12 protein-coding genes are annotated in these 12,812 nt (G+C 69.9%); 3 read left to right on the top strand and 9 right to left on the bottom strand.

The genetic code is table 11. The features are described 5' to 3' along the window. Positions 1–15: 15 nt before the first annotated feature. From clpB to EV684_RS06870, 8 genes are all read right to left on the bottom strand, one after another. On the bottom strand, positions 16–2,610 hold the full coding sequence (clpB, locus tag EV684_RS06905) for an ATP-dependent chaperone ClpB (protein WP_132645533.1): 2,595 nt from the start codon (positions 2,608–2,610) through the stop codon (positions 16–18). Positions 2,611–2,685: 75 nt separating this feature from the next. Next, complete coding sequence (locus tag EV684_RS06900; RefSeq protein ID WP_132645531.1) at positions 2,686–3,180, bottom strand: flavin reductase family protein; 495 nt, start codon at positions 3,178–3,180, stop codon at positions 2,686–2,688. Continuing rightward, a complete protein-coding gene (moaE, locus tag EV684_RS06895) occupies positions 3,180–3,659 on the bottom strand; it encodes a molybdopterin synthase catalytic subunit MoaE (RefSeq protein ID WP_132645529.1) in 480 nt (159 codons plus the stop codon). Before moaE ends, EV684_RS06900 begins: the two co-directional genes overlap by 1 nt. Positions 3,660–3,661: 2 nt before the next feature. Further along, positions 3,662–3,913 (bottom strand): MoaD/ThiS family protein, encoded by a 252-nt coding sequence (locus EV684_RS06890; protein ID WP_132645527.1) that lies wholly within the window; start codon positions 3,911–3,913, stop codon positions 3,662–3,664. Continuing rightward, positions 3,910–5,157: a molybdopterin molybdotransferase MoeA gene (locus EV684_RS06885; protein ID WP_132645525.1), complete on the bottom strand. Its 1,248-nt coding sequence runs from the start codon at positions 5,155–5,157 to the stop codon at positions 3,910–3,912. Before EV684_RS06885 ends, EV684_RS06890 begins: the two co-directional genes overlap by 4 nt. Further along, on the bottom strand, positions 5,154–6,572 hold the full coding sequence (gene thrC, locus EV684_RS06880; RefSeq protein WP_132645523.1) for a threonine synthase: 1,419 nt from the start codon (positions 6,570–6,572) through the stop codon (positions 5,154–5,156). The genes EV684_RS06885 and thrC overlap by 4 nt, the downstream gene beginning before the upstream one ends. After that, entirely contained in the window at positions 6,569–7,906 is a 1,338-nt protein-coding gene (locus EV684_RS06875) for a homoserine dehydrogenase (RefSeq protein WP_132645521.1), read from the bottom strand. Before EV684_RS06875 ends, thrC begins: the two co-directional genes overlap by 4 nt. Positions 7,907–7,952: 46 nt before the next feature. Further along, complete coding sequence (locus tag EV684_RS06870) at positions 7,953–9,185, bottom strand: pyridoxal phosphate-dependent aminotransferase (RefSeq protein ID WP_132645519.1); 1,233 nt, start codon at positions 9,183–9,185, stop codon at positions 7,953–7,955. 40 nt (positions 9,186–9,225) lie between these two features. Between EV684_RS06870 and EV684_RS06865 the strand changes: the two genes are divergently transcribed. The 3 genes from EV684_RS06865 to EV684_RS06855 all read left to right on the top strand — a co-directional run bounded on the left by EV684_RS06865 (position 9,226) and on the right by EV684_RS06855 (position 11,925). After that, complete coding sequence (locus tag EV684_RS06865) at positions 9,226–9,609, top strand: Mth938-like domain-containing protein (protein WP_132645517.1); 384 nt, start codon at positions 9,226–9,228, stop codon at positions 9,607–9,609. Between the two features lie 64 nt (positions 9,610–9,673). Then, positions 9,674–10,150, top strand: a complete 477-nt coding sequence (locus EV684_RS06860; protein WP_132645515.1) for a peroxiredoxin — start codon at positions 9,674–9,676, stop codon at positions 10,148–10,150. A gap of 107 nt (positions 10,151–10,257) precedes the next feature. Beyond that, positions 10,258–11,925 (top strand): PhoH family protein, encoded by a 1,668-nt coding sequence (locus EV684_RS06855; RefSeq protein ID WP_132645514.1) that lies wholly within the window; start codon positions 10,258–10,260, stop codon positions 11,923–11,925. Positions 11,926–11,934: 9 nt separating this feature from the next. Here the strand turns inward: EV684_RS06855 and EV684_RS06850 are convergent, their stop codons facing one another. Then, a complete protein-coding gene (locus EV684_RS06850; RefSeq protein ID WP_132645512.1) occupies positions 11,935–12,771 on the bottom strand; it encodes a DNA ligase in 837 nt (278 codons plus the stop codon). Between the last annotated feature and the right edge of the window lie 41 nt (positions 12,772–12,812).

The raw sequence follows: 12,812 nt of genomic DNA, 5'->3' as shown, positions 1-12,812 counted from the left end.
GGGCCGTGGCGCCCTTCAGTGCACCGTGCGCTCGAAGCCGAACTGCCCGTCGACCACGTCCACCGGGATCACGTCCTTGGGCCCGAAGCGGCCCTGCAGGATCAGCTTGCTGACCGGGTTCTCGATGCGCTGCTGGATCGCGCGCTTGAGCGGCCGCGCGCCGAACACCGGGTCGAAACCGACCTTGGCCAGCTCGGCCAGCGCCGCAGGCGAGACCTCGAGCTTCATCTCCAGCTTCTCCAGCCGCGTCTCGAGCAGCTTCAGCTGGATCTTCGCGATGGCCTCGATGTTCTTCTCGTCGAGCGCATGGAAGACCACCGTCTCGTCGATGCGGTTCAGGAACTCGGGCCGGAAGTGGCTCTTCACCTCGCCCCAGACCGCCTCGCGCACGAGCTCGTCAGGCTGCCCGGCCATCTGCATGATCAGATGCGAGCCCAGGTTGCTGGTCATCACGATGACGGTGTTCTTGAAGTCCACCGTGCGGCCCTGGCCGTCGGTCAGGCGGCCGTCGTCGAGCACCTGCAGCAGCACGTTGAAGACGTCCGGATGCGCCTTCTCGACCTCGTCGAGCAGCAGCACGCTGTAGGGCTTGCGCCGCACCGCCTCGGTCAGCGCGCCGCCCTCGTCGTAGCCGACGTAGCCCGGGGGCGCCCCGATCAGCCGCGAGACCGAGTGCTTCTCCATGTACTCGCTCATGTCGACGCGGATCATGTGGTCCTCGCTGTCGAACAGGAACGAGGCCAGCGCCTTGCACAGCTCGGTCTTGCCGACGCCGGTGGGGCCCAGGAACAGGAAGCTGCCCAGCGGCCGGTTCGGATCGGAGAGGCCGGCGCGGCTGCGGCGGATCGCGTCGGCCACCGCGACGATGGCCTCGTCCTGGCCGACGACACGCTCGTGCAGCTTCGTCTCCATCTGCAGCAGCTTGTCGCGCTCGCCCTGCATCAGCTTGCTGACCGGGATGCCGGTGGCGCGCGAGACGACCTCGGCGATCTCCTCGGCGCCGACCATCGTGCGCAGCAGCTGCGGGCCCTGGCCGCCCTTGGCCTTGCCGGCCTCCTTGGCCTGGGCTTCCTTCAGGCGCTTCTCGAGCTCCGGCAGCTTGCCGTACTGAAGCTCGGCGACGCGGTTGAAGTCGCCCTTGCGCTTGAGTTCCTCGATCTGGAACTTGATGCGGTCGATCTCTTCCTTGACCTGGGCGCTGCCCTGGGCCTGGGCCTTCTCGGCGGTCCAGATCTCCTCGAGGTCGTTGTATTCGCGCTGCAGCTTCAGCAGCTCTTCCTCGATGAGGCCGAGCCGGCGCTGCGAGGCTTCGTCCTGCTCCTTCTTCACCGCCTCGCGCTCGATCTTCAGCTGGATCATGCGGCGCTCCAGCCGGTCCATCGCCTCGGGCTTGGAGTCGATCTCGATCTTGATCTTGGCCGCGGCCTCGTCGATCAGGTCGATCGCCTTGTCGGGCAGGAAACGGTCGGTGATGTAGCGGTGGCTCAGTTCGGCCGCGGCGACGATCGCCGGGTCGGTGATCTCGACGCCGTGGTGCACCTCGTACTTCTCCTGCAGCCCGCGCAGGATGGCGACGGTGGCCTCGACGCTGGGCTCGTCCACGAGCACCTTCTGGAAGCGGCGCTCGAGCGCGGCGTCCTTCTCGACGTACTTGCGGTACTCGTCGAGCGTGGTCGCGCCGATGCAGTGCAGCTCGCCGCGCGCCAGCGCGGGCTTCAACATGTTGCCGGCGTCGATCGCGCCTTCGGCCTTGCCGGCGCCGACCATCGTGTGCAGCTCGTCGATGAACAGGATGATGCGGCCCTCGTCGGCCGACACCTCCTTCAACACCGCCTTCAGCCGCTCCTCGAACTCGCCGCGGTACTTGGCGCCGGCCAGCAGGCCGGCCATGTCCAGCGACAGCACGCGCTTGTTCTTCAGCGACTCGGGCACCTCGCCGTTGACGATGCGCTGCGCCAGGCCTTCGACGATCGCCGTCTTGCCGACGCCCGGCTCGCCGATCAGCACCGGGTTGTTCTTGCTGCGCCGCTGCAGCACCTGGATCGCGCGGCGGATCTCGTCGTCGCGGCCGATGACCGGGTCGAGCTTGCCCTGGCGGGCGCGTTCGGTCAGGTCCAGCGTGTACTTCTTCAGCGCCTCGCGCTGGCCTTCGGCTTCGGGCGAATCGACCTTCTGGCCGCCGCGCACGGCCTCGATGGCCGCTTCCAGCGACTTGCGGGTCAGGCCGTGGCCGCGCACGATGCCGCCGAGGTCGGTCTTGGCTTCGGCCAGCGCCAGCAGGAACATCTCGCTGGCGATGAACTGGTCGCCGCGCTTGGTGGCTTCCTTGTCGGCGGCCTGCAGCAGCGCCATCAGGTCGCGCCCGGGCTGCACCGGCTGGCCGCCACCCTGCACCTGGGGCAGGTTGCGGATCGCGGTCTCCATCGCCATCGTCAGCGCGGCGGTGTTGGCGCCGGCGCGGTCGAGCAGCGCCTTGGGGCCGTCGGGCTGCTGCAGCATCGCCGCGAGCAGGTGCGAGGGCTCGATGTAGGGGTTGTCGCGCGCCACGGCCAGGCTTTGCGCGTCACCGAGCGCCTGCTGGAACGCCGTCGTCAGTTTGTCAGCACGCATGGGAATCCTCCGTTGCCCCGCAGTTCGGGCTGGACGGCGGCTTTTCAAGCCCGCCGCCGCGTGCCGAGGCGTGCGTCAGAGGGGGGCGCCGAGCCGGCGGTAGTGTCCGCCCTGGTAGAGCAGCGGCGCCACCGGGTCATCCGCCAGCCGGCAGACGCGGCCGATGAAGAGCACGTGGTCGCCGGCGGCCTGGGTGGAGACCGTCTCGCATTCGAAGACCGCGGCGCTGCCGGCGAGCACCGGCGCGCCGCCCTCGCCTGCGTGCCAGTCGCCTTCGCCGAACTTGTCGGGCACCGGCGAGGCGAAACGCCGCGACAGCCCGAGCTGGGCCTCGGCCAGCACGTTGACGGCGAAGTGCCCGGCCTGGCGGAAGGCCGGCAGGCTGGGGCTGGCCTCGCGCAGCGACCACAGCACCAGCGGCGGGTCCAGCGAGACGGCCTGGAAGGAGCTGACGGTCAGGCCGACACGCTGGCCGTCGGCGTCGGTGCAGGTGACCAGCGTGACGCCGGTGGCGAAGTGGCCCAGCGCGCGGCGCAGCTGCTTGGGGTCGGAGGGGTCCAGGGCTTGCATCAGGCGTTCGCGGCGTTGTCCGAGTCCAGGCCCCAGCGGGCCAGCGCCGCGTCGTCGGCGGCGCGGGCGTCGACCCAGCGCGTGCCTTCGGGCGTCGTTTCCTTCTTCCAGAACGGCGCCTGGGTCTTCAGATAGTCCATCAGGAATTCGCAGCCTTCGAAAGCGGCCCGCCGGTGCGGAGCAGCGACGCCGACGAAGACGATGTTCTCGCCGGCCGCCAGGCGGCCGACACGGTGCACGACACGCGCGGCACGCAGGCCGAAACGGCCGACGGCCGCGTCGATCATGGCCTCGATGGCCTGTTCGGTCATGCCCGGGTAGTGTTCCAGTTCCAGCGCCTGGACGTCGTGAACGCCGTCACGGCCGCGCACGGTTCCGACGAAACCGACCACCGCGCCGGTGCCGGCATCGGCGGCGTGCAGCGCCTGGAACAGCGAGCCGACGTCGAAGTCTTCGTTCTGGATCGCGACGCGCGTCACGGTCAGCCGCCGGTCACCGGCGGGAAGAAGGCCACCTCGGCGCCGTCGCGCACGACGGCCGCCTCGTCGCTCATCACCTGGTTGAGTGCGCAACGCACCGCTCGCCCGCGCGCCAGCACGTCGGCATAGGGGCCGCCGCGTGCGGCCAGGCCGTCGCGCAGCCCGCCGAGCGTCGAGACCTCGGGCAGCTCGACGGTCTCGCCGGGGCCGAGCGCCTCGCGCAGCGAGGCGAAGTAGCGCACTTGGATCTTCATCGGGCGATCAGTTCGGATAACGGCAGATAGCGTACCGTTTCGCCGCAAACGACGCGTTGGCCCGCCGGGATATCCACGAGGCCGTCGGCCCAGGCGGCTGAGGTCAGCACGCCGGAACCCTGGTTGGGGAAGAGATCCAGGCCGCCCTGATCGTTCAGGCGCACACGCAGGAACTCACGCCGCCGGTCCGGGCGCGGCCAGTCGAAGTCGGCGCGCAGCGGCAGCCCGGCCGGCAGCTCTGCCGGCGCGCCCTGCATCGCACGCAGCACCGTCGTCACGCAGAGCAGGTAGGTGACGAAGCTCGACACCGGGTTGCCCGGCAGGCCGACGACCAGCGCCGACGTGCCGTCGTCGCGGCGCACCGTGCCAAACGCCAGCGGCCGGCCCGGCTTGATCGCCATCTGCATGTGCTCGAGCGTGCCCTGGACCTCGATCGCCGCCTTCAGGTGGTCTTCCTCGCCGACCGAGACGCCGCCGCTGGTGAGGATCAGGTCGTGGAAACGCGCCGCACGCTCCAGCGCCGTGCAGGTGGCGTCCAGGCGGTCGGGCACGATGCCCAGGTCGGTGACCTCGCAGCCGCCGGCCTGCAGCAGGCCGCGCAGCGTGTAGCGGTTGGAGTTGTAGATCGCGCCGGGTTTCAGCGGCTCGCCGGGCATCACCAGCTCGTCGCCGGTGGAGAACAGCGCCACGCGCGGGCGGCGGCAGACGGCCAGCGTCGCCGCGCCGACCGAGGCCGCCAGGCCCAGGCCCTGCGGCGTCAGCCGGCTGCCCTTGTGCAGCACGATGGCGCCGTGCAGCACGTCTTCGCCGCGGCGGCGGATCCACTGGCCGAAGGCCGGCAGCTCGTCGATGCGCACCGCGCCCAGGCCGTCGCCGGGGATCGCTTCGCAGCGCTCCTGCATGACGACGGCGTCGGCGCCGGCGGGGATCTGCGCGCCGGTGAAGATGCGTGCGGCGGTGCCGCGGCGCAGCGGCTGGCCGACGACGCCGGCCGGGATGCGCTGCGAGACCGGCAGCACGGTGCCGGCGGCCGGCACGTCGGCGGTGTTGACCGCCCAGCCGTCCATCGAGCTGTTGTCGCCGGGCGGCACGTCCAGCATCGACAGCACGTTGACCACCAGCACGCGGCCCAGCGCGTCGGAGGTCGGCACCGACTCGGTCTCGACGATGCGGTGCGGGGCGACGCCGGCCACGAGGCGCGCCAGCGCCTCGTCCAGCGAGATCAGCGGCTGCGACGCGTTCATCCGGCGTGCGCCTCGATGAAGGCCTTGACCGCCGCCGCGTCAGGCGGCACGACGGTGAAGCGGCGCGGCAGCGCCTCGAGCCCGGCCAGCGCCGCCGGGCGCGGCGGCACCGGCGCGTCGGCGCCCAGCGCCTCGGTGATCGTCGCGGCGAACTTGGCCGGCAGCGCGGTCTCCAGCACGATCATCGGCACGCCGGCGTCGCGGTGCTCGCGTGCGACCTTCAGGCCATCGGCGGTGTGGGTGTCGACGAGCACGTCGCTCTCGCGCCAGGTGGCGGCGATCGTCGCCAGGCGGTCGGCGTGCGTGCTGCGGCCCGAGACGAAGCCGAAGCCGGCGCAGCGCGCGTGCTCGTCGGCAGTCAGCGTGAAGCCGCCCTGCTGCGAGACGCCGGCGCCGAACAGTTCGCGCGTGCGCGCCGCGTCGCGGCCCAGCAGGTCGAAGACGAAACGCTCGAAGTTGCTCGCCTTGCTGATGTCCATCGACGGCGACGAGGTCTCGAAGGTCTCGGCGCCGCCGCGCACGCGATAAGTCCCCGTGCGGAAGAACTCGTCGAGCACGTCGTTCTCGTTGGTCGCCAGCACCAGGCGGTGGATCGGCAGGCCCATCGAGCGCGCGACGTGGCCGGCGCAGATGTTGCCGAAGTTGCCCGAGGGCACGGCGAAGCTGACGCGTTCGTCGTTCGTCTTCGTCGCCTGGAAGTAGCCGGCGAAGTAGTAGACGACCTGGGCCAGCAGCCGCGCCCAGTTGATCGAGTTGACGGTGCCGATCTTGTGGCGGCGCTTGAACTCGAGGTCGTTGCTGACGGCCTTGACGATGTCCTGGCAGTCGTCGAACACGCCTTCGACGGCCAGGTTGTGGATGTTGGCGTCCTGCAGGCTGAACATCTGCGCCTGCTGGAACGGGCTCATGCGGCCGTGGGGGCTCAGCATGAAGACGTTGACGCCCGTCTTGCCGCGCATCGCGTACTCGGCGGCACTGCCGGTGTCGCCCGAGGTCGCGCCGAGGATGTTCAGCGTCTCGCCGCGGCGGCCCAGTTCGTACTCGAACAGGTGGCCCAGCAGCTGCATCGCCATGTCCTTGAAGGCCAGCGTCGGGCCGTTGGACAGGGCTTGCAGACAGAGGCCGTCGCCCAGCGGCTTCAGCGGCGTGATCTCGGGCGTGCCGAAGACGGGCTCGGTGTAGGTGGCGTGCACCAGCCGCTTCAGGTCGGCGGCCGGGATGTCGTCGATGTAAAGCGACAGGATCTCGAACGCCAGGTCGGCGTAGGACAGCCCGCGCCAGCGCGCGAGCGTCGCGGCGTCGACCTGCGGGTAGTGCGTCGGCAGGTACAGGCCACCGTCGGGCGCCAGGCCTTCAAGCAGGATGTCGGAGAAGCCGCGCGGCGTGCGGTCGCCGCGGGTGCTGAGGTACTTCACTTCAGCTCCTCCTTGCGGATGCGCACGATGGGGGCGAGCACGGTCGGCAGCGCCTGCATCTGCGCCAGCGCGGCGCGCATGCGGCCCTCGACGGTGTCGTGCGTCAGGATGATGAGGTCGGTCTGCTTCTCGCCCTCGGCACTCTCGCGCTGCAGCACGGCGTCGATCGAGATTTCGTGCTCGGCCAGGATGCCGGTGATCCTGGCCAGCACGCCGGCCTGGTCGGCGACCTGCAGCCGCAGGTAGAAAGAGGTGACGACCTCGTCGATGGACAGGATCGGCGTGTCCTGCAGCGAACCCGGCTGGAAAGCCAGATGCGGCACGCGGTGGTCGGGGTCGGCGGTGTGCAGCCGGGTGATGTCCACCAGGTCGGCGATGACGGCGCTGGCGGTCGGCTCGGCACCGGCGCCCTTGCCGTAGTACAGCGTGCTGCCGACGGCGTCGCCCTGCACGACGACGGCGTTCATCGCGCCTTCGACGTTGGCGATCAGGCGCTGCGACGGCACCAGCGTCGGGTGCACGCGCAGCTCGATGCCGCCCGCGCCGCCCGGCGCGGTCGTCAGGTCGTCGCGGCGCTTGGTGATGCCCAGCAGCTTGATGCGGTAGCCGAGCTGCTCGGCGTAGCGGATGTCGGCGGCCTGCAGCGCGGTGATGCCCTCGACATAGGCCTTGTCGAACTGCACCGGCACGCCGAAGGCGATGGCGCTCATGATCGTCGCCTTGTGCGCGGCGTCGACACCTTCGATGTCGAAGGTCGGGTCGGCCTCGGCGTAGCCCAGCGCCTGCGCCTGCTTGAGCACGGCGGCGAAGTCCAGCCCCTTGGAGCGCATCTCCGAGAGGATGAAGTTGGTCGTGCCGTTGATGATGCCGGCGACCCACTCGATGCGGTTGGCCGTCAGGCCTTCGCGCAACGCCTTGATGATCGGGATGCCGCCAGCCACCGCGGCCTCGAAGGCGACCATCACGCCCTTGGCGCGGGCGGCCTCGAAGATCTCGGTGCCGTGCACCGCCAGCAGCGCCTTGTTGGCGGTGACGACGTGCTTGCCGGCGGCAATCGCCTCCAGCACCAGCGTCTTGGCGATGCCGTAGCCGCCGATCAGCTCGACGACGATGTCGATCTCGGGGTTGGCGATGACCTCGCGCGCATCGGCGACGACGCGGGCACGGTCGCCGACGATGCCGCGCGCACGTTCGACGTCGAGGTCGGCGACCATCGAAATCTCGATGCCGCGCCCGGCGCGGCGCCGGATCTCCTCCTGGTTGCGGTTGAGCACCGTGAAGGTGCCGCTGCCGACGGTGCCGATGCCGAGCAGGCCGACCTGGATGGGTTTCATGCGGGGTCTCTCCGGGAACGAGGGCCGGCGCGGCGGCCCGGGTGGCTTAAAGGGAGTGGCGTTTGCGGTAGCCGGCGAGGAAACGCTCGATGCGGCCGATGGCCTCGGTCAGGTCGTCGAGGTTGGGCAGGAAGACGAGGCGGAAGTGGTCGGGTTCGGGCCAGTTGAAGCCGGTGCCCTGCACGATCAGCACACGCTCCTGCTCCAGCAGCTCGTAGGCGAACTGCTGGTCGTCGGCGATCGGGTAGACCTTGGGGTCCAGCCGCGGGAACATGTACAGCGCCGCCTTCGGCTTGACGACGCTGACGCCGGGGATCGCGTTCATCATCTCCCAGGCGAGGTCGCGCTGCTTGAGCAGCCGGCCGCCCGGGGCGACGAGGTCCTTGATGCTCTGGTAGCCGCCGAGCGCGGTCTGGATCGCCATCTGGCCCGGCGTATTGGCGCACAGGCGCATCGAGGCGAGCATGTTCAGGCCCTCGATGTAGTCCTTGGCGTAGCGCTTCTCGCCGGAGACCACCATCCAGCCCGAGCGGTAGCCGCACGAGCGGTAGTTCTTGGACAGGCCGTTGAAGGTGACGAAGAGCACGTCGTCGGCCAGCGAGGCGATGCTGGTGTGCTCGGCACCGTCGTACAGCGTCTTGTCGTAGATCTCGTCGGCGAAGACGATCAGCTGGTGCTGGCGCGCGATCTCGACGATGTCCTTCAGCAGGTCCACCGGGTAAAGCGCGCCGGTCGGGTTGTTCGGGTTGATGACGACGATGGCCTTGGTGTTGGGGCTCACCTTGGCGCGGATGTCGTCGAGGTCGGGCAGCCAGCCCGAGCCTTCGTCGCAGCGGTAGTGCACCGGCGTGCCGCCGGACAGCGACACCACCGCGGTGTGCAGCGGGTAGTCGGGCGAGGGGATCAGCACCTCGTCGCCGGCGTCGAGCAGCGCGTTCATGCTCATCGCGATCAGCTCGGAAGCGCCGTTGCCCAGGTAGACGTCGTCGACGGTCACGCCGGCGATGCGTTTCTCCTGGGTGTAGTGCACCACCGCCTTGCGCGGCGCGAACAGGCCCTTGCTGTCGGTGTAGCCGGCGGCCACCTGCGACGGCAGGTTGTGGATCATGTCCTGGACGATCTCGTCCGGGGGCATCAGGCCGAAGGCGGCAACGTTGCCGATGTTCAGCTTGATGATGCGCTGGCCCTCCTCCTCCATCTGCCGGGCCTTGTCGAGCACCGGACCGCGGATGTCGTAACCGACGTTGGCGAGCTTGCTGGACTTGGCGATGGGCTTCAAGGCAGGCGGCTTTCGTGAGGGAACCTAGAATTATCCACGCATGAAATTCCAGCCGGACAGCTTCAGCGGCGGCAACGTGATCACGCGTCACGACGCCGGCCGGGTGTGGGTGGGGCCAACCGCCCACGAGCACAGCATCGTCGTGCCCTGGAAGGGGGAGGTGCTGCCCTGGGACGCGCCGTCGCTGGAGACGCTGACTGCCGAGCACTTCGAGCGCATCGCCGCGCTGCGGCCGGAGCTGGTGATCTTCGGCTCGGGCCGGCGCCTTCGCTTCCTGCCCCCGGCGCTGCTGCGCCCGCTGATCGAGCGCCGCATCGGCTTCGAGACCATGGACACCGCCGCGGCGTGCCGTACCTACAACGTTCTGGCAGCCGAAGAACGGGAGGTCGTGGCGGCTCTGGTTTTGGAGGGCGATGGGGCGTAATGCCGGCGTTTTATAATCACGTGTTGAGCCGGCGACGGCTGCCTACGTTCCGAGAACACCATCCATGACGCCTGTTGTCAACAAGACCCTTCCGGAATTCGAAGCCTTCGCGACCAGCGGCGTGAAGTTCACGCCATCTGCGAACCTCGGCCACGCGGTGGTGCTGTACTTCTACCCCAAGGACGCCACGCCCGGTTGCACCACCGAGGCGATGCAGTTCCGCGACCGCCACCAGGACTTCCTCGCCGCCGGCGCGGTGGTCTTCGGGGTCTCGCGGGACAACCTCGCGTCGCACGAGAAGTTCAAGCAGGCCCTGGAGCTGCCCTTCGAGCTGATCGCGGACACCGAAGAGAAGCTCTGCCACATGTTCGGCGTGGTCAAGAACAAGATCATGTACGGCAAGAAGGTCAAGGGCATCGAACGCAGCACCTTCCTCATCGGCGCCGACGGCGTGATGCGTGCCGAGTGGCGCGGCATCAAGGTCGCCGGCCACGTCGATGAAGTGCTCAAGGCCGTGCAAGCCCTCAAGCAGGCAGCCTGAGATCGAACGCCAGCGTGTCCGGCACCGCCGCTGCGGTGCCCTCTCCCCGCTCCCGCCGAAAGCCGCACGGTCCGCCGTGCGGCTTTTTGCTTTTTCCTGAGCCCACCATGCCCCTGCCCAAGCCTCCGACGAAGAAAGCCGACCTGCTCGCTGCCGCCGACTACGAGTCGCAGGCCGCCCCGAAACCGCGCAAGCGCACGCTGAAGGCCGCGGCGCCCGAAGCCGTGCCGGAGCAAGCCCCGCTGGAACTGCACGACGGCGGCGCCGTCGTCTCCGCGCGCCGGCCGGCGCCGCTGCCCGCGCCGGCGCCCGCCGCCCCGACGCCGGCTCCGGCCCCCACGCCGCGCGCCCGCACGCGTTCGCCGCGTGGCACCGGCCCGGTCAAGCTCTTCGTGCTCGACACCAACGTGCTGATGCACGACCCGACCTGCCTGTTCCGCTTCGACGAGCACGACGTCTTCCTGCCGATGATCACGCTGGAGGAGCTCGACGGCCACAAGAAGGGCATGAGCGAGGTCGCGCGCAACGCGCGTCAGGTCAGCCGCGAACTCGACGCGCTGGCCACCTTCACCGGCGAGAACGGCTCCGTCGATTCCCAGTCGGGCATCCCGCTGGCCAAGACCGGCCACCGCGAGGCCGGCGGCAAGCTGTTCTTCCAGACCATGCTGCTGGACGTGAAGCTGCCGGCCGGTCTGCCGCAGGGCAAGGCCGACAACCAGATCCTGGGTGTCGTGCAGGCGCTGCGCGAGCAGCGCAAAGACCGCGAAGTCGTGCTGGTGTCCAAGGACATCAACATGCGCGTCAAGGCGCGTGCGCTGGGCCTGCCCGCCGAGGACTACTTCAACGACAAGACGCTGGAAGACGGCGACCTGCTCTACACCGGCGTGCTGCCGCTGCCGGCCGACTTCTGGGAGCGCCACGGCAAGACGATGGAGAGCTGGCAGCAGGGCGGCAACACCTTCTACCGCATCAGCGGGCCGCTGGTGCCGGCGCTGCTGATCAACCAGTTCGTCTACCTCGAGACCCCGGGCGCGGCGCCGCTGTACGCGCGCGTGGCCGAGATCACCGGCAAGACCGCGGTGCTGAAGACGCTGCGCGACTACACCCACGGCAAGAACGCCGTCTGGGGCGTCACCGCGCGCAACCGCGAGCAGAACTTCGCGCTGAACCTGCTGATGGACCCGGAGTGCGACTTCGTCACCCTGACCGGCACCGCCGGCACCGGCAAGACGCTGATGACACTGGCCGCGGGCCTGGCCCAGGTGCTCGACGAACGCCGCTACAGCGAGATCATCGTCACCCGCGTGACGGTGCCGGTGGGCGACGACATCGGTTTCCTGCCCGGCAACGAGGAAGAGAAGATGGGCCCGTGGATGGGCGCGCTCGACGACAACCTCGAGGTGCTGGCGCGCAGCGACGCCAGCGCCGGCGAATGGGGCCGGGCCGCGACCAACGACCTGGTGCGCGCGAAGATCAAGATCAAGAGCCTGAACTTCATGCGCGGACGCACCTTCCTGAACAAGTACGTGATCATCGACGAGGCGCAGAACCTGACGCCCAAGCAGATGAAGACGCTGATCACGCGCGCCGGCCCGGGCACGAAGATCGTCTGCCTGGGCAACCTGGCGCAGATCGACACGCCCTACCTGACCGAAGGCTCCAGCGGCCTGACCTACGCCGTCGACCGCTTCAAGGGCTGGCCGCACGGCGGCCACCTGACGCTGGCGCGCGGCGAACGTTCGCGCCTGGCCGACTTCGCGAGCGAGGTGCTTTAAAGCCCGGGGTCAGAACTCGCGCACGCGCAGAAAGCTGGCGAACCGCGGCACGCCGGCCGCGGTGCGGCCGCGGTAGCGGTAGCTGACGACCGTGCCGACGGGCGGCGGCGCCGCGCGTTCGGCGTCGCTGAAGCCGGTGCCGAGCAGGAACTCGGTGCCGTCGTCGGCGCGCACGCGCAAGGCGCCCATCCGGCCTTCGAGCCGGCCCTGGCCGCCGACGTGGCCGACGACCACCGCCTCGGCGTCCTGCTGCGGCTTGAGCTTGAGCAGCGCGTCGCTGCGGCCGGGCTGCCAGACGGCGTCGGCACGGTGCAGCACCAGGCCTTCGCCGCCGCCGGTCACGACCTCGTCGAGCCAGACGTTCAGCGCGCCGGCCGACGCGACCGTGCGCTGCTCGACGGCGACGAAGGCGGTCGTGCCGCGCGCCAGGTCGGCCAGGCGGCGCGCACGCTCGGCGAACGGCCCCGGTGCGCCGGGCAGGTCGAAGACGCAGTAACGCAGCGCGCGCCAGCGGGCATCGTCGGGTGACTCGCGCCGTACCAGGCCCGAGACGGCCTCGAAAGTGCCGCGCCCCAGCCAGAGCTCGCCGTCCAGCGCCACCGGTGGCAGCCGGGCGACGAAGCCCGGCGGCGCGACGACGTCGCGGCCGCTGCGAAAACGCAGGCGCCGCCCGTCCCAGACCGCCCGCACGCCGTCGAGCTTCTCGCTGACGAGAAAGCCCGCCGGGTCCACGCCGAGCCGCGCTTCGCGCGCCAGCATCACGGCCGGCGGCGCCTCGCCCGCGCGGCCCGGCAGGCTGCAGCAGGCGAGCGCAGCCGCCCAGAAATCGCGTCGAGTCAACAGCATTCGGCCCCCTTCGCATCAGCGTCGGGGGCCGAGTCTGGCGG

The sequence above is a fragment of the Rubrivivax gelatinosus genome (assembly GCF_004340905.1).
Classification (GTDB): domain Bacteria; phylum Pseudomonadota; class Gammaproteobacteria; order Burkholderiales; family Burkholderiaceae_C; genus Rubrivivax; species Rubrivivax gelatinosus.
The sequence above is the reverse complement of the archived record's forward strand: the minus strand, read 5'-3'. Positions and strand labels throughout refer to the sequence as shown.